Consider the following 24795-nt stretch of genomic DNA (forward strand, 5'->3'; position numbering starts at 1 on the left):
TTTCTCGGTGTGTTGGGGGGTGTGGTCTTTTGTAAACCCCCCCCGCCCGCCCCGCGCGCGGGGGGGGGGGGCGCGGGGCGGGGGGGGGGGCGGCGGCCCGCCCCCCCCCCCCGGGACCGGTCACGCGGTCTGCACCGAGAAGTAGCGCTCGGCCGTGGCAGAGAGATATCCCTCGGGCGTGCGGCTGAGCACGCGGACCACGAAGACGCCCGTGGCCGGCGGCGTGAACGTGACCGTCGCCCGGCCGTCCGGGCCGGCGGCGACGACCGTCTCCGCGTCGTCGTTGAAGCGGTACGCGTACTCCGTCGAACCGGTCAGCGCGGCGGTGAAGGTGAACTCGATCGGCTCGCCCACCCGGCCGCCGATGTTCGTGCCCGGCGGGAACTGCGGGCTCGTGATCACCGGCGCGAGACCGCCCGCGTAGAACACGTACGTCGTCTCGTCGGACACGATGCCGCTGCCCGACACCGCCCACGCCGTGATGCGGACGTAGCCCGGCTTGGTCGGCGTGAAGTCGAACGACGCCGTGCCGTCCGCGCCCGCGCCGACCGTCCGCTCGGGACCGTCGGCGACCGCGTACCGGTACCCGGTCACGCCCGCGAGTCGGGTGGACAGCGTGAACGTGCCCCGCACGCCGGGACCGCCGGACGTCCTCCACTCCGGGTACTCGGCGCTGGTGACGGTCGGGGCCACGCTCTCGGCGGCGAACTCGGCCCAGCCGTTGCCCGACCGGACGCCGGCGGCGTTCGTGGTGAACACGAACAGCTCGGACCAGCCCGACCGCCGGGCCGCGTACGCGACCTGCGCGGTGCCGTCCGCGCCGACGGGCACGGTCGTCTCCGGGCCGTCGTCCACCCGGTAGGTGAACGACACCGCGTCCGGCATGGTGGCGGAGAAGGAGAACGTCCGCTCCTGCCCGACCATGCCGTCCCACGGGGTGACCGACACGTCGGGCTTCATCGCGTCGACGTAGTAGACCTGGTTGGCGACCCCCGACTTCCGGCCGTTCGCGTCGGTGGTCCACACGTCGAGCCGGTGGAACTCGGGCTCCGGCCGGTCGAACGCGACCGCGGCCTTCGCCGTGCCGTCGGATCCGAGGGGGACGGTGGTCTCCGGCCCGTCGTCCAGGCGGTAGGTCGCGGTGACCGCGCCGTCCTGGCGCGCGGTGAAGGTGAACTCGGTGGACCGGCCCAGCCGCGGGTACTCGCCCTCGACCGACGGGGACGTGTCGCGGACCCAGAAGCGGAACGTGCGGCCGGGCGAGCGGTTGCCCGCGCGGTCGAGGCCGACCACCGTGATGCTCAGCGGTCCGTTCGAGGTCGGGGTCAACGAGACCGTGGCCGAACCGCCGGGCCGATCGGCCTCCACCCGGCCGTACGGCATCCCGATGCCGTCGTACTCGAAGGCCACCACGTCCGCGACGCCGTTCGCGCCGAACGTGAACTCGCCGGGCACGCCCTCACCACCGTTGCCGGGCGGTCCACCGTCCTCCTGGTACACGGGGGAGGTGACCGTCGGGGCGACGTCGGGCGCGGTGTGGTCGACCGTGATCAGGCATGGCTCGGACCACTCGGACGTGGCGTGCCCGTCCTCCGCGCGCACCGCCCACGCGTAGGTGTTGCCGTCCTGCAATATGTCCGGCGGGAAGTACGTCGACGCGTGACCGAGGCCCGCCCAGACCGGGAACACCTCGCGCCGCCGGTCGGGCGCGGACACCGGCCAGAAGGCCATGCGCGCCTCGACGTCGCGGACGCCGTCGGGGTCGGCGACGGTGGCGGAGACGACCGGTTGACGTGCGGCGGTGATCAGCGGTTCGCCGGCGCACGCGGTGTTGTCGACCTTCAGGCCGGCGGGCCGTGCCGGGGGGTGGTTGTAGTCGACGTCGAGCGAGGCGCTGTTGCGGTACGTGCGGCCGTAGGCGGTGTCGCCCTGGAAGTCGCCGGAGATGCGCGCCACGACGGTCAGCGTCGTGCCGCCCTCGGCGAGCGCGTCCCGGACCGCGTCCGCGAGGTCCCAGGTGACGTAGGCGACGCAACCGGTGGTCGGCCGGGGCCCGGCCAGCCGGGCCAACTCGCGCGGCTGCCGCGCCCACGACACCGTGCCGCTCGGCTTGACGAGCCACAGTTCCGTGGCGCGCGGCTTGGCGCAGTCGTTGGCGGCCGACTCGGACAACGTGACGGCCGCGGCGAAGACCGTGGCGTCACGGACCTTCGTCAGGTCGAACGTGAAGTACGACTTCCCGGTGTGCCGCTTGCCCTCGGCGTCCCGCCAGGAGCCGACCTTCGCGTCACCGGTGGTGGTGTTGTGGTGCGGGCTGCGACTGTCGATGGTCAACCAGGACGACCTGCTGAGCGTCTCGTGCCGGGGCAACGGCGCCGCCCCCGCCGTCCCGACCTGCGTCACAACAGCACCCGCGACGAGCGCAACGACCAACCCGGCGCGCACGACGCGCGCCGGTCTTCCGGACGATCTCATGTTCCCCCTCTGCACCGCGGACCGGCCCGACGCCGCCGCGATCGGGAATGGTGCCATCCGATCTGTCCGTTGTCTCACCGTTCAGGGAGGTCAAGGACCCTTCGGGAGGCGTCCGGCCGATCGTCGGCGTGCCGGGGTGGATCGACCCTCGCCGTATCCGGAATCAGTCCGTGGTGGTTTCGCGAACCCCGGCCGACCGGGGCGGATCCCGGCTGACGGCGACTGACGGGAAAGATCAGGCCCCGAGCGCGTTGTCGCAGCTCAGGGCCTGATTCACCCGGCGAAAGGTGAGTGCCCCCGGCAGGATTCGAACCTGCGACACACGGTTTAGGAAGGCGCTTCGGGCACACGGTCCCTCATACCTCGTGACCTGCCCGAACACTGCCCTGCGCCTCACCATGTCGCCGACCCAGTCCGCGAGGAGTCCGCAGTCCGCGCACCGCCACTGTCCAGTGCCCCAGCCTCCGCCGATCTCATAGCTCGTTGGCAAGACGGCGAAGCCGTCGCGGAGCCGATCGCCGTGCCCAGCCACCCTATCCACGTGACCGCGCGATCGTCCCGACCGGCGAACCTCGGGACTCCTCGGCCTCCAGCTCGCCATCACCTCGCGCGCCGCCTCCGGACCACGTGCACCGACTCCGCGCACGGCCGACGGGCGGAGCGAAGCGGGAGCCCGGCGTGCCGTGATGCGGGGGAGTCGGTGCCAAAGTGCGTCCGGCCCAGCCGCGCGCTGCCGCAGGCGGCGCGTGCCTTGATCCCGTAGAGCCGAATTCGGCAGATGTGGCCGTTCGCTGGTGGCTGCCTCGCAGTCCTTACAGTCCGAGCGTCTCGGCCTCGGACGGAGGAGTAGTTCCAACCGGTGTGTAGATGAAGGTCAATGAGGTCGAACCGCGTACCAAGATTGTCAAGTCGTAGAACGACCCCACGGTGATCGTGGTGCGTGTTTTTGTCAGCATGGAAAGTTGCGGTAGTGCGTCCCTCTGAAATGCCTCAAGCGCCTCGCTGGAAAGCGTGTTCAATGATGCGCCAATGCCGCTCAATAGGCGAGCAGGTGTCTGGACTGTGCCATTGTTGCCAGTCACGTGGGCCGTAACGGCCCGCGTTTTGCTGAACGCACTGCTCTCGGGTAAGAGATAAATCTCAGTAACTGGAGTGACTTTCCCGCCAAAGACGCCCGGCTTCGCGATGGTTGTCGGCAGAGGTGACGAGCCGGTAGCTAAAAGTGGCAGTTGAAGGTTGATTTGGTCGATCACATCATTTATGGACGAGTCGAACGTCTTGGCATGTGGCGACGTAGTTGTGGTTGCAGTGGTCTTTGCTTTGGTTGATTCACCGGTGGTAGGCAAATTAGAGGTGGGTGACAGCGCCGCGGTTCCACCTCCGCATCCCGTCGTCGCTAGCAAAACTAATGAAGAGCAGAGCAGAAATCGCCGCAGCATCTAATTCGCCTGTCCACTGTGTTGGTCGGTCGGATCTCCTATCGGCGGTCGCGCAGTGGGCGTTACCGCATGGCTGTTAGTACCTCCAACTTGGAGGTGGCTAAGGTGGCCGCATGGCGGCATGGGCATTCAAGCTGGCGGCACACCTACTTGCGGGACCGCTTCCACGTAGATGGGCGCATGTTCAGGGTGTTGCGGCACGGGCACGTTCCGTCTCGGCGCTGTTCTCGGATAGCGACGCCTCAACTCTTGAGGAGGCGGCGGTCCTTCATGACATCGGCTACGCTCCAAATCTAGCGTTGACTGGGTTTCATCCGCTGGACGAAGCTGGATATTTGCGCGATTCCGGCTATCCTAAAAGTCTCTGTGCGCTCGTTGCGTATCACTCATGTTCTTACCGTGAGGCGGAGCTTCGTGCGATGGTGAACGAATTGAGTGAATGGGACGACGAGAAAACGCCTTTGCGGGATGCGCTCTGGTGGGCGGACATGACCACGACGCCGGATGGTCGTCGAACGAACGTTCACGATCGAATTGGCGAAATCGTGGAACGGTATGGTCCGGCTGACCTTATGACATCCCTTAACTTGGAGGCGAAGTCAGAATTGGTGGCCGCGGTGGAGCGGACTGAGGAGCGGTTGTGGGCGGCTGGGTTGGGTCACTTGGCGAAGTAGGGAGTGGTCCGCGGTTTGAAGCCGTGTTCGATGCGGAGGCGGATTGAGGGGTGGATGTTGAGGGCTTCGAGGTCTTCGCGGGCGACCCAGTGGACTTCGCTGGACTCGTCGCTTGTGCGCAGCTCGCCTCCGATGGGCTGAGCGCGGAAGCAGATGGAGAACTCCTGGCGGACTTCGCCGTCCGTGTAGGAGATGACGTGGGCCGGGTCGGAGTAGACGCCGATGATGTCGGTGGGGTCTACGTCGATGCCGGTCTCTTCCTTGACCCTCGCGGATGACGGTGTGGCCGATGGTCTCGCCTACGTCTTGGGCTCCGCCGGGGATGGAGTAGAGGTTGTTGTCGGTGCGGCGGATCATGAGCAGGCGGCCTTGGTCGTCTTGGACGAACGCGGTCACGGCTACGACGATGTTGGTCGCCTTGGGGGCGTTCGGGTCGTTGTAGTGGTCGGTGCGCGCCATGGTTCCCTGCCTACCACTTGGGTGGCTTGGCGTCGTCCCAGACGCCCTGGAAGCTCTCGGCGTAGGTCTCGAAGAGGTCGCCTCCGGAGAGGCGGCGCAGGTGGAGGACCGGGGCGTGGGCTGCCATGAAGCCGTGGACGTGGGTGTTGACCGGCATCTCGTCATCGAAGCGGTAGATCGAGTTGTAGAGCGTGGTGCGGTGGCAGCGGATCTCGGCGTGGCCGGTGTCTGCCGGCGGCTTGAAGAACGCCAGGGCGTTGCGAACCTTCGCGGCGAGGGTGCCCTTGTCACGCCACGGCGCACCAGTGGCGAGAGGACGGTGAGGAGACCCGGTTCAAGATCACTCGTGCCGGGACGGTCTCGTGGCTGCCCTGGATGCCCGGCCCGTTCGACTGCTGATCGGTGGTGTGGGCGGGCAGCGGATGCGGCGGTGTCCGCCCACATTGGACGTAAGACCTGAAGAAGATCACTGGACCTGTCGTTGACGGACCTCAAGCTTGGGCATGCCTGTCAACGCTCGATGTCGAGTACTGACATGCGCCGAAGCATGTCGTCAGGACGCGCCGTCGTTGGTGCCTCACTGTTCCAGGTAGTGCACCCGGACAGCCGTGTCCAAGTCTCGGACGTCCGTCTTCAGGGCTTGGAGGACGGTCTCTTGGTCTCGTCCGAGCAGTCCAGCGATGTCGTAGGCGATCTCTGCCTCAACCAACTCCGGCCTTGCATCGAGGGACTGGCGGTTGAGAGCGGACGCCCTGTCGAAGATCCACCACTTGTGACCGGCGTCGTGCGGTTCGGTTGGCTTGAGGCGCGCTGCGGTCGCGGCGTCCACCGGCACGTCGTGCATGGTGTGGCGAAGACCCAGAGCGACCCGAACGATGGTCGCCCTATGTCCCGGAAGCTGCAGAAGGATCGCTTTCGCTTTTGCGATGTCGCGCCCGACCGGTGCACCGCCACCGGCGATGCAGTTCGAGTAGTTCCGCAAGAAGTCGGGCTTGATCCTTCCGGGCGTCCAGATTCCTCTGCTGCTCGTCCCGTCGATCTTGGCGTCGCCACCCTACGAGAGCAATCGTCACGGCTGTCGCCGATGCGACCACCGAACCGAGCAGGCTCAGCGAGTTCATGGTTGGGACTGTAGTGACGCAGGTCACTCGAAGTGGGTGTGACGCGCAGACAGCTTGTGCGCCGGCACAACCGCCGGTTCGTGACCCGTGGCAGACGGGGATTCCGGCTGACGGCGACTGACGGGAAAGATCAGGCCCCGAGCGCGTTGTCGCAGCTCAGGGCCTGATTCACCCGGCGAAAGGTGAGTGCCCCCGGCAGGATTCGAACCTGCGACACACGGTTTAGGAAACCGATGCTCTATCCCCTGAGCTACGAGGGCGCGGGCATGAGCCTACCGGGTGCCCCCGGCAGGTTCGGGTGGTGGGGTTGTCACTCGGTGAGCCTAGGATCGTGCACCTTGGGTGAGGGCGGGGGTCCCGAGCGGTCGGCTGTCCGGGCGAAGTGGTCCCCCTCGTCTTCTCCGCATCGGTCCAGTGAGGTACAGAAGGGGCATATCCCTCTCCGACGAAAGCCGACCCATGAGCAGCCGACCCTGGCCCGACTTCCGTCCCGGCCCGCTGGGCTCCCTCGGCGCCTGGTGGCGGCGGCTCCGGGCCCGCCCCAACGCCGAGCAGTACACGTTCGTGCCGCCCTCGACCACCCACGAGCACCCGTTCGAGTCGCCGCTGCCCAGCGCCGTCTACGGGCTCGACTTCCACGTCCGGATGACGATCCACTGGCGCGTGGACCTCACCACGGGCGTCCGGCACAACGCCCCGCGCAGCGCGGCGGTCAACGACATCGTCAACCGGGCCAAAGCCCTCACCGAACGGGCGATGCTCGTGCACCACGCCCCGCTCCGGTACCGGCTCGGCGCGGAACTCGCGGAGGAGCGGCAGGTCGAGGGCACGCACGTGTGGGCGCGGGCCGACGCGGTCGAGTTGACCGTCGACGACAACGACCTGGCGATGGCCCGCAAGCACATCGAACTGCTCCAGACCACCACCATGCGCCAGGCCGAGCGGGACGCCGAACGGGCCGAGATCAAGTACCTGCGCGACGAGGTGCTGACCGACCTGTCGACCGCGACGATCTGGTGGCTGGTCCGCAACGGCTACGAGGTGGAGCAGGCCGTGGGCCTCAGCAGGCACCTGGCCGAACTGGTCGGCATCGCGGCCCAGCGCCGCGACCAGCACTGGGCCGACACGCTGGTCACGTCGTTCGAGAGCGCCCTGCCCCGCCTGGACGACGGCCACCGCACGGATGTCCGGATGCACCTCGCCAAGGCGCTCGGCATCTACGGCGGCTCGACGGTGGCCGAGGAGTTCGCCGAGCAGGTCGGGTTGCCCGCCCAGCCGGACCAGCAGGTCGAGGGGAGCGCGCAGATCCAGCCGAACCGGCAGGCGAACGCGCAGATCCCGGCGGGCCCGCAGGGGAGCCCGCAACTGCCCGCGAGCGGCGCGCCGCGGCCGAACCACCAGGACCACCGGCCACTGCCGCCGAACCACCGCCGGAACGGCGCCAAGCCCCTGCCGTGATTCCCTAACCTGTGATCGTGACCCACAACCTGACCGAGGTGCGCGGCGCGGCGGTGGCCGGCGCGTTGCGCGTCCTCGCCCGGCTCACGCCGTACGTCGAACCCGAGCTGATCGGCCTGCGCGAGGTGGTGCGGCCGGGTGACGTGTGCGTCGACATCGGCGCGGCGCTCGGCCTCTACACCGTCTCGCTGTCCCGCCTCGTCGGTCCACAAGGGACAGTGCACAGCATCGAGCCGCTGGTGTTCGCGCACCCCGCCCTGTCCTTCCTGCTGCGCCCGCGCGAGGGTCGCAACGTCGTGCGGCACTCCGTCGCGCTGGGCGTCAGCGAGGGCCGTGACGTCATGAGCGTCCCCGTCCGGCACGGCACACCGGTCACCGGCCGTTCGTTCCTCACCGCGGGCGCGGACGGGCTCGGCTCCAACGAGGAGTTCACCGACCACCTGGAGGTCCTGGTCCGCACGGACACGCTGGACCGGTTCTGCGCGGCCAACGCCATCGACCGGCTCGACTTCGTCAAGGCCGACGTGGAGGGTGCGGAGCTGCGCGTGCTGCAGGGCGGCGAGGAGACGCTGGAACGGTTCCGGCCGACGCTGCTCCTAGAGATCGAGGAACGGCACGTGCTGCGCTTCGGCTACCGGGCGCGCGACGTGCAGGAGTGGCTGGCCGAGCGCGGCTACCGGATGCACGCCTGGCACCGCGGCACGTGGCGGCCGGTGGAGCGGATCGACGATCGCGTGCGCAACTACCTGTTCACCGCGCGATAACGGCGCACCACAAGCCCGCACGACAAGCCCGCACGAGAAGGCCGCACGAGAAGGCCGCACGAGAAGGCCGCACGAGAAGGCCGCACGAGAAGGCCGCACGAGAAGGCCGCACGAGAAGGCCGCACGAGAAGGCCGCACGAGAAGGCCACGCGAGAAGGCCGACAGGGCACGAGCACAGCGGAAGACCCCGGTCCCTGGGGGTGGACCGGGGTCTTCCTGTGGGCCGGTCTACTTGACGTAGACCTCAAGTTCGTACAACGAGTATCCGTACCCGGTGGCTCGTTGGATACCCGTCATTCGTACGAATCGTGCCGCATCAGGCGGGAACGACGCAAGGTCCTTTCCGCCGTCTCCGGCGGAAGTTTCGTACGCGGTCCGCCACGTGCTGCCATCGGTCGACAGCTCTATGCGATATGCCTTGGCATAAGCGGCTTCCCACGACAGCGCGACGCGGCCGACGGTGCGCGTCGCGCCCAGGTCGACCCGGATCCACTGCGGGTCGGACCAGTCGCTCGCCCAGCGGGTGTCCGGCTTGCCGTCCACCGCGTTCGAGGGCGGCGAGTCGTACCAGCCGCGCTCGTGGCTGCTCGCGGTGGCGGTGGCGCCGGCGGCGAGGTTGGCCAGGTCCGTGCCCCGGCGGGACGGGAACTGGACGACCTGCTGGTAGGTGGGCCGGTTCTGCCAGTTCACCTTGTCGTGCGTGATGCCGCCCATGGCGCGGTGGATGATGGTGTCCGCGCACCACTGGTCACCGGCGGCGCACGACGCGTCACCGGGGTAGACGGCGGTCGCGGGCACCGCCGCCGCGGCGCGGAGGCTGTCCAGCAGCACCTGGCGGCACGCCGCCACCGCGCCACCACCGCAGTAACGCGCGCCGAGCGCGCCGTTCACCCGGTCGCCGAGCACGGCGCGCAGGTCCTTGTCGACGTAGCTCCACCAGCCGTTCTGGAACGACGAGCCCTTGTGCGGGGCCGCGCCGTGCGTGTCCGACGGCGGTTCGTCCACCTGGACGGCCCTGGTCAGCTGGTCGTAGAGCGCGTCGCCCAGGCCCGGCCGGAACTGCGCCTCGACCAGCCGCGGCCACCACGCGTCCAGCACGCGGATCGCGTCGGCGTGGGCGTAGGTCTTGCTGCCGCGCGAGGTTTCCTTGCGCAGCGAGCCGGATCGCTGCCAGTCGCGCAGCTTGCCGATCACGGACACCAGCGCCGGGTCGGTCACGGCCGCCGTGTCGATCACCCGCAGCAGGTCCGACAGCACCTGCTCGGCGCGCAGGTCCGCCACGCCCGCCTCGGCCATGGCCTTCGTCAACGACGCCCGGCTGACGGGCCCGCGGGCGATGAGCGCCCGGACGCGGTCGTCCAGCAGGTCGCCGCGGTGCACCGAACCCATGCCGTAGCCGGACGCGGAGTAGTCCAGCGCCTGCTTGTTGTTCCAACTGATGTAGAAGTCCTGGTTGACGGAGTTCGGGTGCTGCGCGAACGGCGTGTACGTCGCGGTGTTGCGGTCGGGGTTCCAGCCCTCCCACTCGTACGCGGGCTCGGCCTTCACCGGCAGGTGCGGGTCGACCGCGGCCTTGCGGACGGGGTTCGCGCCGGAGTTGAAGTACGCCGTGTCGCGCGAGTCCACGTAGAACCAGTTGAACGCGTACCCGATGTGCTCGGCCGCGCGCTGGAAGTCCGCCGCCGACCTGATCGCGTCGGGGTCGTTGAACTCCTGGAACCCGATGATCGAGTCCACCTCGTGCAGGTAGGTCGACCGCAGCGAGGTGTACGCCACGAACTTCCCGTCCACCTTGGCGCGGCTGTGCACGAGCCCGTACTTGGTGCGGTGCATGACGAGCGTGTACGACCCGGCGGGCGTCGGGTCGGCGACCGTGGGCTTCCAGGAGTTCCTGCGCTCCAGGCGCTCCATCGGCAGGCACTGGCCGTGGTAGCGGTAGTGCGCGGACGTCGCGGTGGCGGGCGCGCCGGACGGCTCGCACAGCTCGACGGCGTAGGTGTCGGTGATGTCCTGACCTGCCGACGTCGCGCTCCACGAGTAGTCGATGCCCCGTCCGAGCTGGACGTACATCGACACGCCGGCGAACGACACGCCGCGGGCGCGCAGGCCGGGGCCGTTCAGCTCCTGGAGCATGAGCAGCTGCGGCGCGAAGTAGCCGGTCTGCGGGCCCCACACGGCGACCGGGTTGCCCGTGTCGGTGTGCCGGCCGGACACGACCAGCGCGTTGGACATGCCGTGCTTCTTGGCGAGCAGGTCGCGGGGGAGGACGCCGTCGGCGAAGAGACCTTCCAACGGCTCGAGGCCCGCCGGGATGTCCACTGTGGATGCTGCGGTGGAAACCTGGTCGTGCACCATCGGTTCGGGGGTGACGACGCCGCCGTCGGGCAGCGCGACGCCCTGCGGCGAGGCCGGGGTCGTGCCGTACGGGAAGCGTTGGCCGTCGTGGAGGGTCAGCACGGCCTCGGGGTCGTTCTGCTCCCGGAAGGACCGCCACACCTGCTCGCCCGCGGCCGCGCCGTACCGGTTCTGCGCGGCCAGCTTGACCAGCGCGTTCTGCACCTCGCCGCCACCGCCCGCGCCGAACAGGCCGCCCACGACGGCGGCGATGGCCACCAGGTCGGTCGGCTGGAACGGCTTGATGTCGTTCCAGTTGGTGATCGCGTCGGCGTGCCCGGTCAGCACGTACTCGCCGGGGAACGTCCGGTTGTTCACGGCGGTGGCGATGTAGGCGTTGATGCCCGCGATGTAGTCCTTGACGTCCTGCAACGCCTGCGCCCCGCGCGGGCCCTGGGCGGCCACCTGGTCGATCTGCGCCTGGAGGTCGGCCTCGGTGTAGGGGATCTGGTTGTAGAAGCTCTGCTCCAGCGCCCGGTTGCCCTCCGCGCCGCCCGCGAACCCGGACAGCTGTCCGCGGCCGAGGTGGCGGAACAGGTCCATCAGCCAGAGGCGGTCCTGCGCGGCGGCGTAGCCCGCGCCGAACTCCGTGCCGGACCGGGTGGTGCCGTAGATGTGCGGCATGCCGATCGCCTTGTCCCGCACGATCGTGACGTCGGCGCGGGGCTTGATCGTGCTCGCGACCTGGTCGGCGGGGACGCCGAAGGAGGCGTCGTTGAAGAACGCGCCCAGTTGGTCGTTGGTCAGGCCGCCGTAGCCGGGGACGAGCGAGTCGTAGCGGCCGAGCTGGTCGGCCGAGTGCGCGGGCCGGGTGCCGAGCAGCTGGTGGGCCAGGATCTCGGCGAGCGTGGCGTTGCCGTTCTGGCCGGGTGGCAGCACGTCGTGGCACTGGCCGAGGCAGTGGTCGTCCGGGGTGAACGCGCCGGTCCTGACCTCGGGTGGGGCGGCGGCCTGGGACGTGGTCGGGACGGTGAGGGTGGCCGCGGCGAGGAGGGCGACCACGGCTAGCGATCGGGCGGCTCTCCGCATGCGCGAAGCTCCTTCCAGGCAGGGATCGTGTGACGCACGTTACTGGCGCGTAACGATTTGCGAAAGACCTTCGCGTTTTGTGGGTGGGGAGCGGGGCGGGTTGGCCCGGATGGGTGTGGAGACTTGACCTGGTGAGGTTCGGTTGGGAAAACAGTTCACATGGTGCGACGTCGATCGCTGTTGACCGGGCTCGCCGGTGCGGGGGTGCTCGTGGGGGTGGGCGCCGCGGGTGCTTCGGACGCTTCCGCGTCGCCGGCGTCGCCCGGGTCGCCCGGTGTCGCGGCGTCGCCTGTTCTGCCCATCCGGAGTTGCGCCGACTGGGGCGCGCGGCCGCCGGCGGAGCCGACGACCGTCGTGAACACGCGGCCCGTGCGGATCCTCGTGCACCACACGGCTTCGGCGAACGTCACGGACTACTCGGAGGCGGCGGCGTACGCCAACGCGCGGTGGATCCAGGACTTGCACATGGACACCAACGGCTGGATCGACTCCGGTCAGCACTTCACCAACAGCCGCGGCGGTTTCCTCATGGAGGGCAGGCACGGCAGCCTGGCGGCGCTGCGCGCCGGCGATCGCGTGGTGGTCGGCGCGCACTGCCCCGGGCAGAACACGGCCGCCATCGGAATCGAGAACGAAGGGCTCTACATGGACGTGGAGCCGCCGAAGTTGCAATGGGACTCACTGGTGTCGTTCTGCGTCTACACGTGCCAGCAGTACGGGATCCCGCCATCGGCGATCGAGGGCCACCGGGACTACCGCGACACCCTCTGTCCGGGCGACAAGCTGTACGCCCTGCTGCCGCGACTGCGTCAGGAAGTGGCGCGCATCCTCGGTTGAGCCGGTTATTTCCTGGCAACTGTGAACAGGCGGAACCCGCGTGCTTCCGTGGTGAGATAACGGGGAATTAACGTCAGCTTGCGTGTTCGTGCGCGAGGCTGGACGGGTACGAACACGAAACGCCAACGCGGGGAGGCGTCGTGATCAAGGTGATGCTGGCCGATGACGAAGACCTCGTCCGGTCCGGCCTTCGCATGATCCTCAGCAGCGCAGGCGACATCGAAGTCGTGGCCGAATGCGACGACGGGCACCTGGTGGCCGACCTGGCCCGCCGGCACCGCCCGCACGTCGTGCTGCTGGACATCCGGATGCGGTCGTCCGACGGGTTGATGGCGCTGCGCAGGCTGCGGGCCATCCCGGACCCGCCGAAGATCGCCATGCTGACCACGTTCGACGTGGACGAGTACGTGTCGGAAGCGCTGCGGTTGGGCGCTTCGGGGTTCCTGCTCAAGGACACCGAGCCGGAGCAGCTGGTGCGGGCGGTGCGCGACCTCGCGGTGGGTGGCGCGGTGCTCGACCCCGGCGTGGCGGCGCGGGTGCTCGCGGCGGTGGCCGACGGGGAGCGGGCGGCCGAGCCCGCCCGGCGGTTGCTGGCCTCGTTGTCCGAACGGGAGCGGGAGGTGCTGGTCCTCATCGGACAGGGCATGTCCAACGCGGAGATCGGGGGGACGTTGCACCTGTCGGAGGCGACGGTGAAGGGGTACGTGTCGTCCGTGTTGGGCAAGATCGGGGCGGTCAACCGGGTGCAGGCGGCGTTGGTCGCGTTCAGGGGTGGGTTGATCGCGTGAGCCGGGGTGGTTGCGGCTCGGTGGTTCGGTTCTGCTCGGTGGTTCGGACCGGCTCGGTGGTGCGGGGCTCGGTGGGTGCGTCCGGCTCGATTTGACATGGGGCCCTTACGGGTACCCCTGGGCAGGCCAAAGCCGGCAGGCCCGGCGGGGTAAAGCGTCCCGCCAGGCCTGCCGGCTTCGTCCAGCCTAAGGCACCCGAACCCATGTCAAATCGAGCCTCGGTGGGGTGGTTGCGGGTCCGTTGTGGGTGGGTTGGTGGGGTTGTTGTAGGGGGTTGGGTGTGGGGTTAGTTGCCGGAGATGGTTTCCGGGACGACGAGGTGGGGTTCGACTTCGACGCGGTTGCGGCCGTGGCGTTTGGCGCGGTAGAGGGCCATGTCGGCGGCGGCGAAGAGTTGGTCCAGTTTGGCCGGGCCGGCGGCGACGCCGATGCTGACCGTCGGTTTGCGGGTCGGGCCCAGGACGACGGTCCAGTCGTGGTTGTCGACGGCGGCCCGGATGCGTTCGGCGACGGTCGGGCCCACGTCCTGGGTGTTGCCGGCCGTGTCGCCGAGGAGGACGACGAACTCGTCGCCGGCCCAGCGGGCGACCAGGTCGGCGGCGCGGCACTCGCGGCGCAGGAGTTGGGCGATCTCGCGCAGGGTGGCGTCGCCGGCGGCGTGGCCCGCGTCGTCGTTCACGCCCTTGAACCGGTCCACGTCGACCAGGACGAGCCACGGCACGCGGCCGTGGGCGGCGGTGTTCTCCAGCAGGCCGGCGGCGGCGCGTTCCAGGCCCAGGCGGTTGGCCAGGCCGGTCAGCGGGTCGCGGGCGGCGGCTTCCTGGGCGGCGACGGCGAGTCGTTGGGCCTGCACGGCGACGCGGCGTTGTTCCAGGGCTTGCCCGAGTCCTTCCTGGAGGGTCTCGGTCGCGGTGCGGCCGGCGGCGACCGAGCAGCGCAGCGCGGTGGCCTCGCCCACGTGGTCGTCCATCTCGGCGCAGATGTCGGCCAGGTCCAGGGAGAACCGCAGCAGGAGCGACGGGTCGTTGATGGACTCCGAGGCGGCGACCGCGCGGCTGGCCAGGGTGCGCGCCTGCACGAGGTCGCCCTGCTCGCGCCGGACCACGGCCAGCACCCAGCCGGCCACGGCGGCGGCCCACTTGTCGTTCGCCTCCTGGGCCTGCCGCAACGTCTCCCGGGCGTTCTCCTCGGCCTGCTCCAGCTCGCCGACGCCGGCCAGGGAACGGCTGTAGGCGGCGAGCAGCGCCCGGCGCATCTGCTCGTCCTTGGCCAGCTCCAGCCCTTCCCTGAGGTGGCCGCGGGCCTCTTCGAAGATCGCCGGCGCGACCTCGGGGTCGGAGGAGATCGCGCGGAAGTTCAGGGTGCCGCCCAGGCCCTGGAGGCAGTGGGCGAGCACTTCGTCGGCCCCTTCGACCGACGCCTCCGCGGCCCGGCGGGCCACCTGGACCGACAGCCGGAGCATGTCCACGGCGGCGCGGCGGTTGCCGATGCCCTCCAGCAGGTAGGCGAGGGCGTGCATGGCCTGCGCGGCGGCCGGGTTGTCGCTGTGCTCGCCGTCGAGGTCGGTCCAGCCCTCGGCGGCCAGTTCGAGGGCGAGGGGGATGCGGCCCAGCCGCCAGGCCAGCTTGGCCCGGTCGATCAGCACGGCGGAGCGCTGCCAGCGGTCCGCGCCGGGCGCGACGCGGCTCACCAGCTGGTCGAACAGGGTGTTGGCCTCCGGCAGGCGGCCAGCGTTCAGCAACGCCTTGACCTCGAGGTCGAGTTGCGGGACCTGTTCGGCTACCAGCCGATCTCGCTGCTCCACTCCTGCTGACACTCCATTCCGACTCGGCGAGGCGGTACGCGGGACCCCTCGCCGCCGGCACGGCTACCACAGGCTACCGGCCCGAACGCCGGGTGTACCGCTCCTCGTGCAGCACCGCTTCCAGGGGCAGCCGGCTGCGCCAGCCGTGGCGCTCCAGGTCGGGCGTCTCCGGCAGGCAGTCGACCGGGCCGACGCACAGCCACGCCACGGGGCGGAGGGGTTGCGGGATGTCCAGCAGCCGCCGCAGCACGTCCTCGCGGTAGAAGCTGACCCAGCCCACGCCGAGTCCTTCGGCGGTGGCGGCCAGCCACAGGTTCTGGATGGCCAGGCACACCGAGTACAGGCCCGCGTCGGCGATGGCGTGCCGGCCCAGGACGGCCGGCGCGCCGCGGTCCGGGTCGTAGGTGACGACCACGCCGACCGTGGACTCGAGGATGCCCTCGACCTTGATCCGGGCGAACAGCTCGGCCTGCCGGGGGTCCAGCCCGGAGGCGAAGACGCTGCGCTCGGCGTGCACGTGGTCGCGGAAGGCGCGGCGGGTGTGCTCGTCGCGCACGACGATGAAGTCCCACGGCTGGGACAGGCCCACGCTGGGCGCGGCGTGCGCGGCGGTGAGCACCCGGCGCAGCACGTCCGGCGGGATCGGGGCGCCGGTGAACTCGCCCCGGGTGTCCCTCCGGCGGTGCAGGACGTCGTAGAAGCTCATTCGGACGATCGTGCCTCACGCCTTCCGGTGAACCTGTCCGGGAGGAGGTGGCGTCCGTCTCAACCGGGCGTTGAATGGCCGGTCGTGATCGGAACTGCGCACGGGTCGGCGCTCGGCTTCGCGGGTGGCGTCGTGGTGACCGCGCTGACGGCGGCTTGGCCGGTGTTCGCCCTGCTCCTGCTGGTGGTGGTCGTGGCGCTGGTCTCGTGGCGGACGACCGTCGCGGGCGCGGCGCTGACCGCCGTGCAGTGCTGGGGCCTGTACGGCAGCTTCGTGATCGGCGACGAGGGCCGGCTGGTGGCCGACTGGCCCGCGCTGGCGGTGCTGGCCGTGGCGGCCGCGGTGTCGCTCGGCGGGGTGGTCCGGGACCGCGCGCCGGCCGCCGCCCGCCCCTGACCCCTCCCGGTCGCCGTGCCGGTTGACCTTCACCCCGGGGGAAGCCGCACGGTGGTCCCGACCGGGCCGGAGGGGCCCGGTTCGGGGAACGGGGTGGGACGTGGAGCTGTTGACCATCGGGGCGTTCGCGCGGGTCGTCCGCCTGTCGCCGAAGGCGTTGCGCCTCTACGACGAGCTGGGCCTGCTGAGGCCCGCGAGGGTGGACCCGCTGTCGGGCTACCGGCTGTACTCGCCGGACCAGGTCGGCCAGGCCCGGCTCGTCGCCTGGCTGCGCCGGCTCGGGATGCCGCTCGCCCGCATCCGAGGGGTGTGCGGGCTGCCGCCGGGGCAGGCCGCGGCCGAGGTGCGCGCCTACTGGGCGCAGGTCGAGGCCGACACGGCGGCCCGCCGCGGTCTCGCCTCCTTCCTCGTGGAGCAGCTGTCCGAGGAGGACACGACCATGACCGTCGCACTGAAGTACGCGGTGAGGACCGACCAGGGGCTCGTGCGCGACGCGAACCAGGACGTCGGCTACGCGGGCGACCGGCTGCTCGCCGTGGCCGACGGGTTCGGCGCGCGGGGCGAGCCGCTCAGCTCGGTGGCCGTCGAGGCGCTGGCCCCGCTGGACACCGCGATCCCCGCGGGCGAGCTGCTCAACGCGCTCGCGGACGCGGTGCACCGGGCGGGCGCGGCGGTGGGCGACTACCTGTCGGCCCACCCCGCCGAGGGGTGCAGCGGGACGACGTTGACCGCGATGGTGCTCTCCGGCTCGCGGCTGGGGCTGGTGCACGTGGGCGACGCGCGGGTGTACCTGCTGCGCGGCGGCGCGCTGTTCCGCATCACGCACGACCACACGGCGGTGCAGTCGTTGATCGCCGAGGGGCGGTTGACCGAGGAGGAGGCGTGGAGCCACCCGCAGCGGTCGCTGCTGGTGCGCGCGCTGACCGGCGCGGCGGTGGAGCCGGACCTGGCCCTGCACGACGCCCTGCCGGGCGACCGGTACCTGCTGTGCACGGACGGCCTGCACGCCGTGGTGCCGGAGGCCGGCGTGCGCGAGGTGCTGGTGTCGGAGCGGGAGCCGGAGGAGGCCGGCCGGAGGCTGGTCGAGCTGGCCAACGCCGCGGGCGGTCCGGACAACGTGGTGTGCGTGGTCGCGGACGTGGTGGCGGCCTAGCCGGGCGAGGGCCAGGCCGCCATCGCCGCGTCGGCCACGCGTTCCAGCACCTCCCGGCCGACGCCGTCGCACGCCTGCTGGTTCATCCCCTGGATGACCGCCGCGTAGAAGGTCGCCAGCCCGTCGACGTCGAGGTCGGCGGGCAGGCGACCGGCGTCCACGTCGGCGCGGACGAGGTCGGCGATGGCGGCCTTGGTCCGCTCGCGCAGGGCGCGCAGCTTCGCCTTGACGTCCTGCGCGGCGGGACTGCAGTTGGTCGCCCCGGTGATGATGAAGCAGCCGGGCGGGTGGCTCGGGTCGGTGTAGTCGGCGGCGAGGCGCCGCAGCATCGCGGCGATGGTCGAGCGGGCGTCGCCGGTCGGGGTCGGCGCGGTCCCGTAGGTGCGCTCGTACAGCTCGACGGCCTCGTCGAACAGCCGCCGCTTGTCGCCGAACGCGGCGTACAGGCTCGGCGGGTTGATCCCCATCGCGGCGGTGAGCGAGGCGACCGAGGTCGTCTCGTAGCCGTGCGTCCAGAACTCCCGCAGCGCGACGGCCAGGGCCCGGTCGCGGTCGAAGGCCCGCCGGTTCCGCCTGACCGGCGTCGATCCGCTGCTCATGCCCGCCAGCCTACGCCGTTGTAGCGATCGTTAAAGAAGTCCTGCTAGGGTCGCGCCCGGCACGTACTTTAACGATCGCTAAAGCTCACAGGGAGATCCCGATGACACCCGGCACCACCGTTCGCGGCAGCGGCCCCGGCCTCCTCCTCGCCCACGGCGCGGGCGGCGGCGTCGAGGCCAACTACGGGCCGATCCTGGAAGGGCTCGCGGCCCGGCACACCGTCGTCGGGGTCGACTACCCCGGCGCGGGCGCGACCCCGAGGGCCGGGCGGCCCCTCGACCTGGACGGGCTGGCGGACGCGCTGGTCGCGGCGGCCGACGCGGAAGGGCTCGACACCTTCGCGGTCAGCGGCTACTCGCTCGGCGGCCCCGTGGCGATCCGCGTCGCCGCGCGGCACCCCGACCGGGTCCGGGCGCTCGTGCTGAGCGCGACGTTCGCCCACGCCGACACCCGCACCACCCTGGTCGCCGACATCTGGCACGAGCTGTTCGAGTCCGGCCGGCACGCCCTGCTCGCCCGCTACGTGAACCTGATGGCGGTGGGCGAACCGGTCCTGAACACCCTGAGCCCGGACCAGGTGCGCGCCGCCGCCGAGCAGCTCGCGACCGGCTTCCCGGTCGGCACCGGCGACCAGGTCGACCTGGTCCGGCGGGTCGACGTGCGCGGCGACCTGGCCGGCCTGTCCGTCCCGGCGCTCGTCGTCGTCACGACCGCCGACCCGCTGGTCTCGCCGACCCTGCAACGGGAACTCGCCGCCGCCCTCCCCGCCGCCGAGGTCGCCGAGCTGCCCACCGGGCACCTGCCGTTCGTCGAGCGCCCGGGGGAGTGGCTGCGGCTCATCGACGACTTCCTGGCCCGGGTCGGCTAGCCGATCGGGCCCTGCGTCTCGCCGTCCGGGGACGGCCGCCACTGGTCGAACGGCCGGTCCAGCCGCCAGCCCGCGCCGTCGTGGGTGAGCACCCGGTCCTCGCACGTCTCCAGGTTGGACAGCGACTCGAACAGCTCGATGCTCCAGCCGAACAGCCGGCGGCACAGCAGCCGGATCGTGAGGCCGTGCGACACCACCAGCACCGTGCCGGGGTGGCCGGGTTCCCGCATCCGGGTCTCCAGGTCGGTGAGGAACGCGGCGAGGCGGTCGTCCACGTCCGCGCCCGACTCGCCGTTGGGCAGCCGGAAGAAGAAGTGCCCGAACGCGTGCCGCTGGTGCTTGAGCACCTCCTGCTGCACCGGGTCCTGGAGGTTGCCCCAGTCCTGCTCCCGCAACCTCGGCTCGGCGACCGTGCGCTCGACCAGGTCGCCGAGGTCGAGGTTGCGCAGCGTGGCCCTGGTCCGCGCGTACGGGCTGACGTACACGGCCACCGGGTCGCCGCCGAGGAGGTCCTTGATCCGCGGCCCGGCGGCCCGGGCCTGGCGCTCGCCCAACCCGGTCAGCGGCAGGGCGTGGTCGGGGATGCGGCAGTACGCCAGCTCGTCGACGTTGCCCAGGCTCTGCCCGTGGCGCAGCAGGATGATCCGCACCGGTCCATGGTGCCGGTGTTACATTCGCAGGCGAAACCGGACGGAAGGTGTCACATGGTCAAGTACGTCGCCCTGTACCGGAGACCCGCCGACGCCGAGGCGTTCGACGAGGCGTACTTCGCCTCGCACCTGCCGCTGGTCGACCGGACGCCGGGCCTGCTGCGGGCCGAGGTGGCGAAGGTCTCGCGGGTCTTCGTGCCCGGTTTCCTCGGCGAGCACGAGCTGCACATCGTGGCCGAGATGTACTTCGAGTCCGCCGACGCCATGAAGGAGGCGTTCCGCACGCCCGAGTGGCAGGCGGCGGGCGCGAACCTGACCGAGATCGGCGGCGTCGAGCTGGTGGCCATGTTCGCCGCGGAGGTCGTGGACCGATGATCGCGGTGGTGATCGGCGGCGGCACCATGGGCGCGGGCGTCGCCCACCTCCTCCTCGCCGGCGGGCACGAGGTGGTGCTGGCGGAGGCCGGGGCGGACCGGGTCGCGGCCGCGCGGCGGGCCGTCGGGGCGTCGCTGGCCAAGGCCGCCGACCGCGGCAAGCTCGGCGTGCCGCCGCACGTGCTGCTCGACCGCCTGACCGTGGTGGAGCGGCTCGACGCGGAGGTCGGGCGCGGCGCGGAGCTGGTCGTCGAGGCCGTGCCGGAGGACCTGGAGCTGAAGCGGCGGGTGCTCGCCGGGGCCGCGGAGGCGTGCCCGGACGCGGTGCTGGCGTCCAACACGTCGTCGCTGTCGATCTCGGCGCTGGCCGAGGGGCTGCCGGGCGAGCGGGTGCTGGGCATGCACTTCTTCAACCCCGTGCCGGTGCAGCAGCTCGTGGAGCTGGTGCGCCACGACGGGGTGGCCCCCGACGTGGTCGCGCGGGTCCGCGGCTGGGCCGAGGAGCTGGGCAAGACCGTGATCGAGGTGCGGGACGCGCCGGGGTTCGCCACGTCGCGGCTCGGGGTCGCGGTCGGCCTGGAGGCCATCCGGATGCTGGCCGAGGGCATCGCGAGCGCCGAGGACATCGACACCGGCATGCGGCTCGGGTACGGCTGGCCGATGGGGCCGCTGCGGCTGACGGACCTGGTCGGGCTGGACGTGCGGCTGGCCATCGCCGAGCACCTGGCGGCCGAGCTGGGGCCGCGGTTCGAGCCGCCGGCGCTGCTGCGGGAGAAGGTCGCGGCGGGACACCTCGGGCGCAAGACGGGCCAGGGCTTCTTCACCTGGTAGGCAGGACCCGTGCGGATCCGCGGGGTGGGCAGGGACGACGTCGGGGAGGCCGACCGGCTGCGCCGGGTGGCGTTCGGGCGCGTCGCCGAGCCGTCGTCGCGGCCCGGCGTGCGCGGGCTGCTGGCCGAGCTGGGCGGTCGGGCGGCGGGCGTGCTGACGATCAAGGAGTTCCACCAGTTCTGGGGCGGCGCGACCGTGCCCATGGGCGGCGTCGGCGGCGTGGCCGTGGACCCCTGGGCGCGGGGGCGGGGCGTGGCCGGCGCGCTGCTCGACGCGGCCCTGCGGGACATGCGGGAGCACGGCCAGGCGCTGTCCGCGCTCTACGCGACCGTGCCCGCGGTGTACCGGTCGCGCGGGTGGGAGCGGGCCGGCGTGTTCGAGTGGCTGGAGTTCCCGCTGGACCGGATGCCCGCCGGGGCGCGGGTCGAGGCCCGGCCCGCCGTCGAGGGCGACCTGTCGGCGCTGCACGCGTGCTACGCCGACCTGGCCTCGACGGTGAACGGGCTGCTGGACCGCTCCGCGCCCGCGATCGACGTGTCCGGCGTGCTGGACCTCGACGTGGTGTCGGTGGTGCCCGGCCACGACGGCGGGGTGCGCGGGTACCTGACCGCCGAGCGCGGCCCGCGGGGCCTGCGGGTGTTCGACCTGGTGGGGCGGGACGTGACCACGCAGCTCGGGTTGCTGCGGGAGCTGGGCAGCTGGGCGGGCGTGCTGGACCGGGCGCTGGTCCGGGTGGTCGACCCGGCGGTGACGGGCCTGCTCACGAACCAGGCGATCGAGCACACCGTGACCACGTCCGCGTGGCTGCTGCGGGTGGTGGACCTGCCGGCGGCGGTGGCCGCGCGGGGCTGGCCCGCGGCGCGGTGGCTCCGGTCGGCGGCCGTGGACCTCGACGTGGTGGACGAGCACGCGCCGTGGCACGCGGGACGGTGGCGGTTGGTCGTGGAGGACGGCGAGGTGCGGGTGGAGCCCGGGGGCGGCGGCGCGGTGCGGCTGCACGCGCGGGCGCTCGGGCCGTGGTTCAGCGGCATGCAGGACAGCCACGCGCTGCGCCGCGCCGGGCTGCTCGACGGGGACGGCGCCCTGCTCGACCGGCTGGTCGGCGCACCCGGTGTCCCCCGCCTGGCCGACTACTTCTAACCTGGTCGGCCGTGCTGCTCGCCGCGCTGGAACTGGTCGGCATCGCCGCGTTCGCCGCCTCCGGCGCGCTGGCGGCGGTGCGGGCGCGGCTGGACGTGTTCGGCGTGATCGTGCTGGGGCTGACCACCGCGCTGGGCGGCGGCGTCATCCGGGACGTGCTGCTCGGCGTGCACCCGCCGGCGGCCCTGTCGAGCTGGCCGTACCTGGCCGTGGCGGGCGTCACCGGGTTGATCGTCTTCTGGTTTCACCCGACCGTGGCGAAGCTGCGGCGGGCGGTCCTGCTGCTCGACGCGATCGGGCTCGGGCTGTTCGTCACCGCGGGCACCACGACCGCGTTGCGGCTGGGCGCGCCCCCGTACGCGGCGTGCCTGGTCGGGATGACGACGGGCATCGGCGGCGGCGCGTTGCGGGACGTGCTGCTGAGGGAGATCCCGCTGGTGCTGCGGCGGGAGATCTACGCGGTGGCGGCGTTGTGCGGGGCGGTCGTGGTGGCGTTCGGCGACCACCTGGGGCTGCCCGCGGTGCCGGTGACGCTGGTCGGGTCGGCGGTGATCGTGGGGTTGCGGCTGCTCGCGCTGTGGCGGCGGTGGAACGCCCCGGTGGCCCGCGGCGGTCCGGGAACTTGACGGCAGGCTCACACCGGCTTCTCAGGCGGCTCTCAGGACCAGGGGCAAGACTGAGCCCCATGCGCATCCTCGTTGTCGACGACGACCGGGCCGTGCGTGAGTCGCTCCGCCGCTCACTGCAGTTCAACGGCTACCAGGTCGACCTGGCCGGCGACGGTCAGCAGGCCCTCGAGTCCGTCGTCTCCCAGCGCCCCGATGCCATGGTGCTGGACGTGATGATGCCCCGGCTGGACGGGCTGGAGGTGTGCCGCCGGTTGCGCAGCACCGGCGACGACCTGCCGATCCTCGTGCTCACCGCCCGGGACGCGGTCTCCGACCGGGTGTCCGGGCTGGACGCGGGGGCCGACGACTACCTGCCCAAGCCGTTCGCGCTGGAGGAGCTGCTGGCCCGGCTGCGCGCGTTGCTGCGGCGGGCGGCGTCCGACGCCCAGGAGCCGGCGGGCGCGGTGCTGCGGTTCGCGGACCTGGAGCTGGACCCGGGCACGCGCGACGTGCGGCGCGGCGACCGGCCGATCAGCCTCACCCGGACCGAGTTCGCCCTCCTGGAGCTGTTCCTGGCGCACCCGAAGCAGGTGCTGACCCGCGGCCGGATCCTGGAGGACGTCTGGGGCTACGACTTCCCGACCTCGGGCAACGCGCTGGAGGTCTACGTCGGCTACCTGCGCCGCAAGACCGAGGCCGAGGGCGAGCCGCGGCTGCTGCACACCGTGCGCGGCGTGGGTTACGTGCTGCGGGAGACCCCTCCGTGATCGGTGCCGCCAACGGGCGGCTCCAGCGGGTGTCGCTGCGGGCCCGGGTGACCCTGCTCGCCGCGTTCTGCGTGGCCGGAGCCGTGGCCGTCGTGTCGCTGGGGGCGTACATGACGGTGAGCCGGAACCTGCACGACCAGATGGACGAGAACCTGCGGCAGCGCGCGCAGGCGGCGGTCAACGCGCCCAAGGTCAACAACGACGTGTCCGAGATCCCCGGCGCGTTCCTGGCCGCGGGCGACATCCGGATCGGCGTGCTGGACGTGACCGGGCTGATCCAGTACCCGAAGAACACCGTCGCGCCGCCGACCCAGCCCGCCGACCTGGACGTGGCGCGCGGCACGCGCACGGAGAACATCTGGACCGACGTGCGCACCGACTTCCGGGTGATCGCGGTGCCGTACGGCGACGGTCAGGCGATGGTGATCGCGCAGTCCACCAAGCCGCTGAACACCACGCTGGGCAAGCTGTCCGTGGTGCTGTTCGTGATCAGCGGGATGGGCGTGCTGGTGGCGGCGGCCGCGGGGACGGCGGTGGCGCGGACCGGGCTGCGGCCCGTGCAGCGGTTGACGGAGGCCACCGAGCGGGTCGCGCTGACCGGTGACCTGCGGCCGATCCCGGTGTCCGGCGACGACGAGCTGGCGCTGCTGTCGCAGCGGTTCAACGCGATGCTCGGCGCGGTGGCGGAGTCGCAGGAGCGGCAGCGGCGGCTGGTCGCCGACGCCGGGCACGAGCTGCGGACGCCGTTGACGTCGATGCGGACCAACCTGGAGCTGCTGCTCGCCTCGGAGCGGCCGGACGCGCCGACGTTGTCCGACGAGGACAAGGCGGAGATCAACGCCGACGTGCGGGCGCAGCTGGACGAGCTGACGACGTTGATCGGCGACCTGGTGGAGCTGGCGCGGGAGGACGCGCCGCAGGTCGTGCACGAGCCGGTGGACCTGGTCGAGGTGGTGGAGCGCGCGCTGGACCGGGCGAAGCGGCGGGCGTCCGACGTGCAGTTCGACGTGCGGTTGCAGCCGTGGTCGCTGCTGGGCGACTCCAGCGCGCTGGAACGCGCGGTGCTGAACCTGCTGGACAACGCGGTCAAGTTCAGCCCGGCGGGCGGCGTCGTGCGGCTGTCGTTGCGGCAGTTGGGCGACGGCAGCGCGGTCGTGGAGGTCGCCGACTCGGGGCCGGGCATCGCCGACGCCGACCTGCCGCACGTCTTCGAGCGCTTCTACCGCTCCTCCGAGGCCCGCACCCTGCCCGGCTCTGGCCTGGGCCTGGCGATCGTGAAGCAGGTGGCCGAGCGCCACGGCGGCATGGCCTACGCGGGCCGCGCCCCGGAGGGCGGGGCACTCTTCACCCTGCGCCTCCCGGGCCGCCCCCACTAACCCGCGTGTCCTACGTTCGCGTCGCGCGTGTCCTACGTTCGGAACACCCGAGTTGAACGTTCAGAACAAGGCCGGTCGTCCTGC

22 protein-coding genes, 1 tRNA gene and 2 pseudogenes are annotated in these 24795 nt (G+C 71.4%); 14 read left to right on the forward strand and 11 right to left on the reverse strand.

Annotation, left to right across the window (positions count from 1 at the left end; all coding sequences use genetic code 11):
* Positions 1-120 precede the first annotated feature (120 nt).
* Both ACFXGA_RS11890 and ACFXGA_RS11895 read right to left on the reverse strand, forming a co-directional pair.
* Positions 121-2334, reverse strand: coding sequence for a hypothetical protein (locus tag ACFXGA_RS11890; protein WP_378086890.1), 2214 nt, complete (start codon positions 2332-2334; stop codon positions 121-123).
* A gap of 953 nt (positions 2335-3287) precedes the next feature.
* The gene (locus ACFXGA_RS11895; protein ID WP_378086892.1) at positions 3288-3728 is read right to left on the reverse strand and encodes a hypothetical protein; all 441 of its coding nucleotides are present in this window, start codon (positions 3726-3728) and stop codon (positions 3288-3290) included.
* 299 nt (positions 3729-4027) lie between these two features.
* Between ACFXGA_RS11895 and ACFXGA_RS11900 the strand changes: the two genes are divergently transcribed.
* Positions 4028-4588 carry an HD domain-containing protein gene (locus tag ACFXGA_RS11900; protein WP_378086894.1) on the forward strand — a complete coding sequence of 187 codons (561 nt, stop codon included), beginning with the start codon at positions 4028-4030 and terminating at the stop codon, positions 4586-4588.
* On the opposite strand, the pseudogene ACFXGA_RS11905 reads toward ACFXGA_RS11900, so the two are convergent.
* The 4 genes and pseudogenes from ACFXGA_RS11905 to ACFXGA_RS11920 all read right to left on the reverse strand — a co-directional run bounded on the left by ACFXGA_RS11905 (position 4573) and on the right by ACFXGA_RS11920 (position 6428).
* Positions 4573-5047: pseudogene (locus ACFXGA_RS11905) on the reverse strand (NUDIX hydrolase). The gene ACFXGA_RS11900 and the pseudogene ACFXGA_RS11905 overlap by 16 nt on opposite strands.
* Before the next feature lie 10 nt (positions 5048-5057).
* A pseudogene (locus tag ACFXGA_RS11910) lies at positions 5058-5330 on the reverse strand (XRE family transcriptional regulator); the annotation flags it as partial.
* A 294-nt stretch (positions 5331-5624) separates the two neighbouring features.
* A complete protein-coding gene (locus tag ACFXGA_RS11915; protein WP_378086896.1) occupies positions 5625-6029 on the reverse strand; it encodes a hypothetical protein in 405 nt (134 codons plus the stop codon).
* 326 nt (positions 6030-6355) lie between these two features.
* A tRNA-Arg gene (locus ACFXGA_RS11920) sits at positions 6356-6428 on the reverse strand.
* 199 nt (positions 6429-6627) lie between these two features.
* On the opposite strand from ACFXGA_RS11920, the gene ACFXGA_RS11925 reads away from it, so the two are divergent.
* Both ACFXGA_RS11925 and ACFXGA_RS11930 read left to right on the forward strand, forming a co-directional pair.
* A complete protein-coding gene (locus ACFXGA_RS11925) occupies positions 6628-7626 on the forward strand; it encodes a hypothetical protein (protein WP_378086897.1) in 999 nt (332 codons plus the stop codon).
* 17 nt (positions 7627-7643) lie between these two features.
* Positions 7644-8390, forward strand: coding sequence for an FkbM family methyltransferase (locus ACFXGA_RS11930; protein WP_378086899.1), 747 nt, complete (start codon positions 7644-7646; stop codon positions 8388-8390).
* Between the two features lie 228 nt (positions 8391-8618).
* Here ACFXGA_RS11930 and ACFXGA_RS11935 read toward each other — a convergent pair whose 3' ends face one another.
* Positions 8619-11813: a penicillin acylase family protein gene (locus ACFXGA_RS11935; RefSeq protein WP_378086901.1), complete on the reverse strand. Its 3195-nt coding sequence runs from the start codon at positions 11811-11813 to the stop codon at positions 8619-8621.
* 369 nt (positions 11814-12182) lie between these two features.
* Between ACFXGA_RS11935 and ACFXGA_RS11940 the strand changes: the two genes are divergently transcribed.
* The gene (locus ACFXGA_RS11940) at positions 12183-12650 is read left to right on the forward strand and encodes a peptidoglycan recognition family protein (protein ID WP_378086903.1); all 468 of its coding nucleotides are present in this window, start codon (positions 12183-12185) and stop codon (positions 12648-12650) included.
* Between the two features lie 140 nt (positions 12651-12790).
* Positions 12791-13438 carry a response regulator transcription factor gene (locus ACFXGA_RS11945; protein ID WP_073895563.1) on the forward strand — a complete coding sequence of 216 codons (648 nt, stop codon included), beginning with the start codon at positions 12791-12793 and terminating at the stop codon, positions 13436-13438.
* Positions 13439-13724: 286 nt separating this feature from the next.
* Here the strand turns inward: ACFXGA_RS11945 and ACFXGA_RS11950 are convergent, their stop codons facing one another.
* Both ACFXGA_RS11950 and bluB read right to left on the reverse strand, forming a co-directional pair.
* On the reverse strand, positions 13725-15242 hold the full coding sequence (locus tag ACFXGA_RS11950) for a diguanylate cyclase (protein ID WP_378086905.1): 1518 nt from the start codon (positions 15240-15242) through the stop codon (positions 13725-13727).
* A gap of 73 nt (positions 15243-15315) precedes the next feature.
* Positions 15316-15948, reverse strand: a complete 633-nt coding sequence (bluB, locus tag ACFXGA_RS11955) for a 5,6-dimethylbenzimidazole synthase (RefSeq protein ID WP_378086907.1) — start codon at positions 15946-15948, stop codon at positions 15316-15318.
* 84 nt (positions 15949-16032) lie between these two features.
* Here bluB and ACFXGA_RS11960 point away from each other — a divergent pair, with 84 nt between their 5' ends.
* Together ACFXGA_RS11960 and ACFXGA_RS11965 are read left to right on the forward strand one after the other, a co-directional pair.
* On the forward strand, positions 16033-16344 hold the full coding sequence (locus tag ACFXGA_RS11960) for a hypothetical protein (RefSeq protein WP_378086909.1): 312 nt from the start codon (positions 16033-16035) through the stop codon (positions 16342-16344).
* 100 nt (positions 16345-16444) lie between these two features.
* Complete coding sequence (locus ACFXGA_RS11965) at positions 16445-17497, forward strand: MerR family transcriptional regulator (RefSeq protein WP_378086911.1); 1053 nt, start codon at positions 16445-16447, stop codon at positions 17495-17497.
* Here ACFXGA_RS11965 and ACFXGA_RS11970 read toward each other — a convergent pair.
* Entirely contained in the window at positions 17494-18096 is a 603-nt protein-coding gene (locus tag ACFXGA_RS11970; protein WP_378086913.1) for a TetR/AcrR family transcriptional regulator, read from the reverse strand. The genes ACFXGA_RS11965 and ACFXGA_RS11970 overlap by 4 nt on opposite strands.
* A 101-nt stretch (positions 18097-18197) precedes the next feature.
* On the opposite strand from ACFXGA_RS11970, the gene ACFXGA_RS11975 reads away from it, so the two are divergent.
* Complete coding sequence (locus tag ACFXGA_RS11975) at positions 18198-18965, forward strand: alpha/beta fold hydrolase (RefSeq protein WP_378086915.1); 768 nt, start codon at positions 18198-18200, stop codon at positions 18963-18965.
* Here the strand turns inward: ACFXGA_RS11975 and ACFXGA_RS11980 are convergent.
* Positions 18962-19615, reverse strand: a complete 654-nt coding sequence (locus ACFXGA_RS11980) for a histidine phosphatase family protein (protein ID WP_378086917.1) — start codon at positions 19613-19615, stop codon at positions 18962-18964. The two genes, ACFXGA_RS11975 and ACFXGA_RS11980, sit on opposite strands and share 4 nt — an antisense overlap.
* A gap of 54 nt (positions 19616-19669) precedes the next feature.
* Between ACFXGA_RS11980 and ACFXGA_RS11985 the strand changes: the two genes are divergently transcribed.
* Genes ACFXGA_RS11985 through ACFXGA_RS12010 form a run of 6 tightly spaced genes read left to right on the forward strand, consistent with a single transcriptional unit; the run spans position 19670 to position 24711 of the window.
* Positions 19670-19990 carry an EthD family reductase gene (locus tag ACFXGA_RS11985; protein WP_378086919.1) on the forward strand — a complete coding sequence of 107 codons (321 nt, stop codon included), beginning with the start codon at positions 19670-19672 and terminating at the stop codon, positions 19988-19990.
* Positions 19987-20820: a 3-hydroxyacyl-CoA dehydrogenase family protein gene (locus ACFXGA_RS11990; RefSeq protein ID WP_378086921.1), complete on the forward strand. Its 834-nt coding sequence runs from the start codon at positions 19987-19989 to the stop codon at positions 20818-20820. Before ACFXGA_RS11985 ends, ACFXGA_RS11990 begins: the two co-directional genes overlap by 4 nt.
* Positions 20821-20829: 9 nt before the next feature.
* Positions 20830-21960: an enhanced intracellular survival protein Eis gene (gene eis, locus ACFXGA_RS11995; RefSeq protein WP_378086923.1), complete on the forward strand. Its 1131-nt coding sequence runs from the start codon at positions 20830-20832 to the stop codon at positions 21958-21960.
* An 11-nt stretch (positions 21961-21971) separates the two neighbouring features.
* Positions 21972-22586: a trimeric intracellular cation channel family protein gene (locus ACFXGA_RS12000; RefSeq protein WP_378086925.1), complete on the forward strand. Its 615-nt coding sequence runs from the start codon at positions 21972-21974 to the stop codon at positions 22584-22586.
* 59 nt (positions 22587-22645) lie between these two features.
* A complete protein-coding gene (locus tag ACFXGA_RS12005) occupies positions 22646-23335 on the forward strand; it encodes a response regulator transcription factor (RefSeq protein ID WP_378086927.1) in 690 nt (229 codons plus the stop codon).
* Positions 23332-24711 carry a sensor histidine kinase gene (locus ACFXGA_RS12010; protein WP_378086929.1) on the forward strand — a complete coding sequence of 460 codons (1380 nt, stop codon included), beginning with the start codon at positions 23332-23334 and terminating at the stop codon, positions 24709-24711. Before ACFXGA_RS12005 ends, ACFXGA_RS12010 begins: the two co-directional genes overlap by 4 nt.
* The last annotated feature ends 84 nt before the right edge of the window (positions 24712-24795 follow it).

Origin of the sequence: Actinosynnema sp. NPDC059335 (genome assembly GCF_042752395.1) — a bacterium.
Lineage (GTDB): Bacteria > Actinomycetota > Actinomycetes > Mycobacteriales > Pseudonocardiaceae > Actinosynnema.

Coding starts and splice junctions, on each gene's coding strand:
- ACFXGA_RS11900 (WP_378086894.1), top strand. CDS start 4,028: ATGGCGGCATGGGCATTCAAGCTGGCGGCACACCTACTTGCGGGACCG.
- ACFXGA_RS11925 (WP_378086897.1), top strand. CDS start 6,628: ATGAGCAGCCGACCCTGGCCCGACTTCCGTCCCGGCCCGCTGGGCTCC.
- ACFXGA_RS11935 (WP_378086901.1), bottom strand. CDS start 11,813: ATGCGGAGAGCCGCCCGATCGCTAGCCGTGGTCGCCCTCCTCGCCGCG.
- bluB (WP_378086907.1), bottom strand. CDS start 15,948: ATGAGCTTCTACGACGTCCTGCACCGCCGGAGGGACACCCGGGGCGAG.
- ACFXGA_RS11970 (WP_378086913.1), bottom strand. CDS start 18,096: ATGAGCAGCGGATCGACGCCGGTCAGGCGGAACCGGCGGGCCTTCGAC.
- ACFXGA_RS11975 (WP_378086915.1), top strand. CDS start 18,198: ATGACACCCGGCACCACCGTTCGCGGCAGCGGCCCCGGCCTCCTCCTC.
- ACFXGA_RS11985 (WP_378086919.1), top strand. CDS start 19,670: ATGGTCAAGTACGTCGCCCTGTACCGGAGACCCGCCGACGCCGAGGCG.
- ACFXGA_RS11990 (WP_378086921.1), top strand. CDS start 19,987: ATGATCGCGGTGGTGATCGGCGGCGGCACCATGGGCGCGGGCGTCGCC.
- ACFXGA_RS12005 (WP_378086927.1), top strand. CDS start 22,646: ATGCGCATCCTCGTTGTCGACGACGACCGGGCCGTGCGTGAGTCGCTC.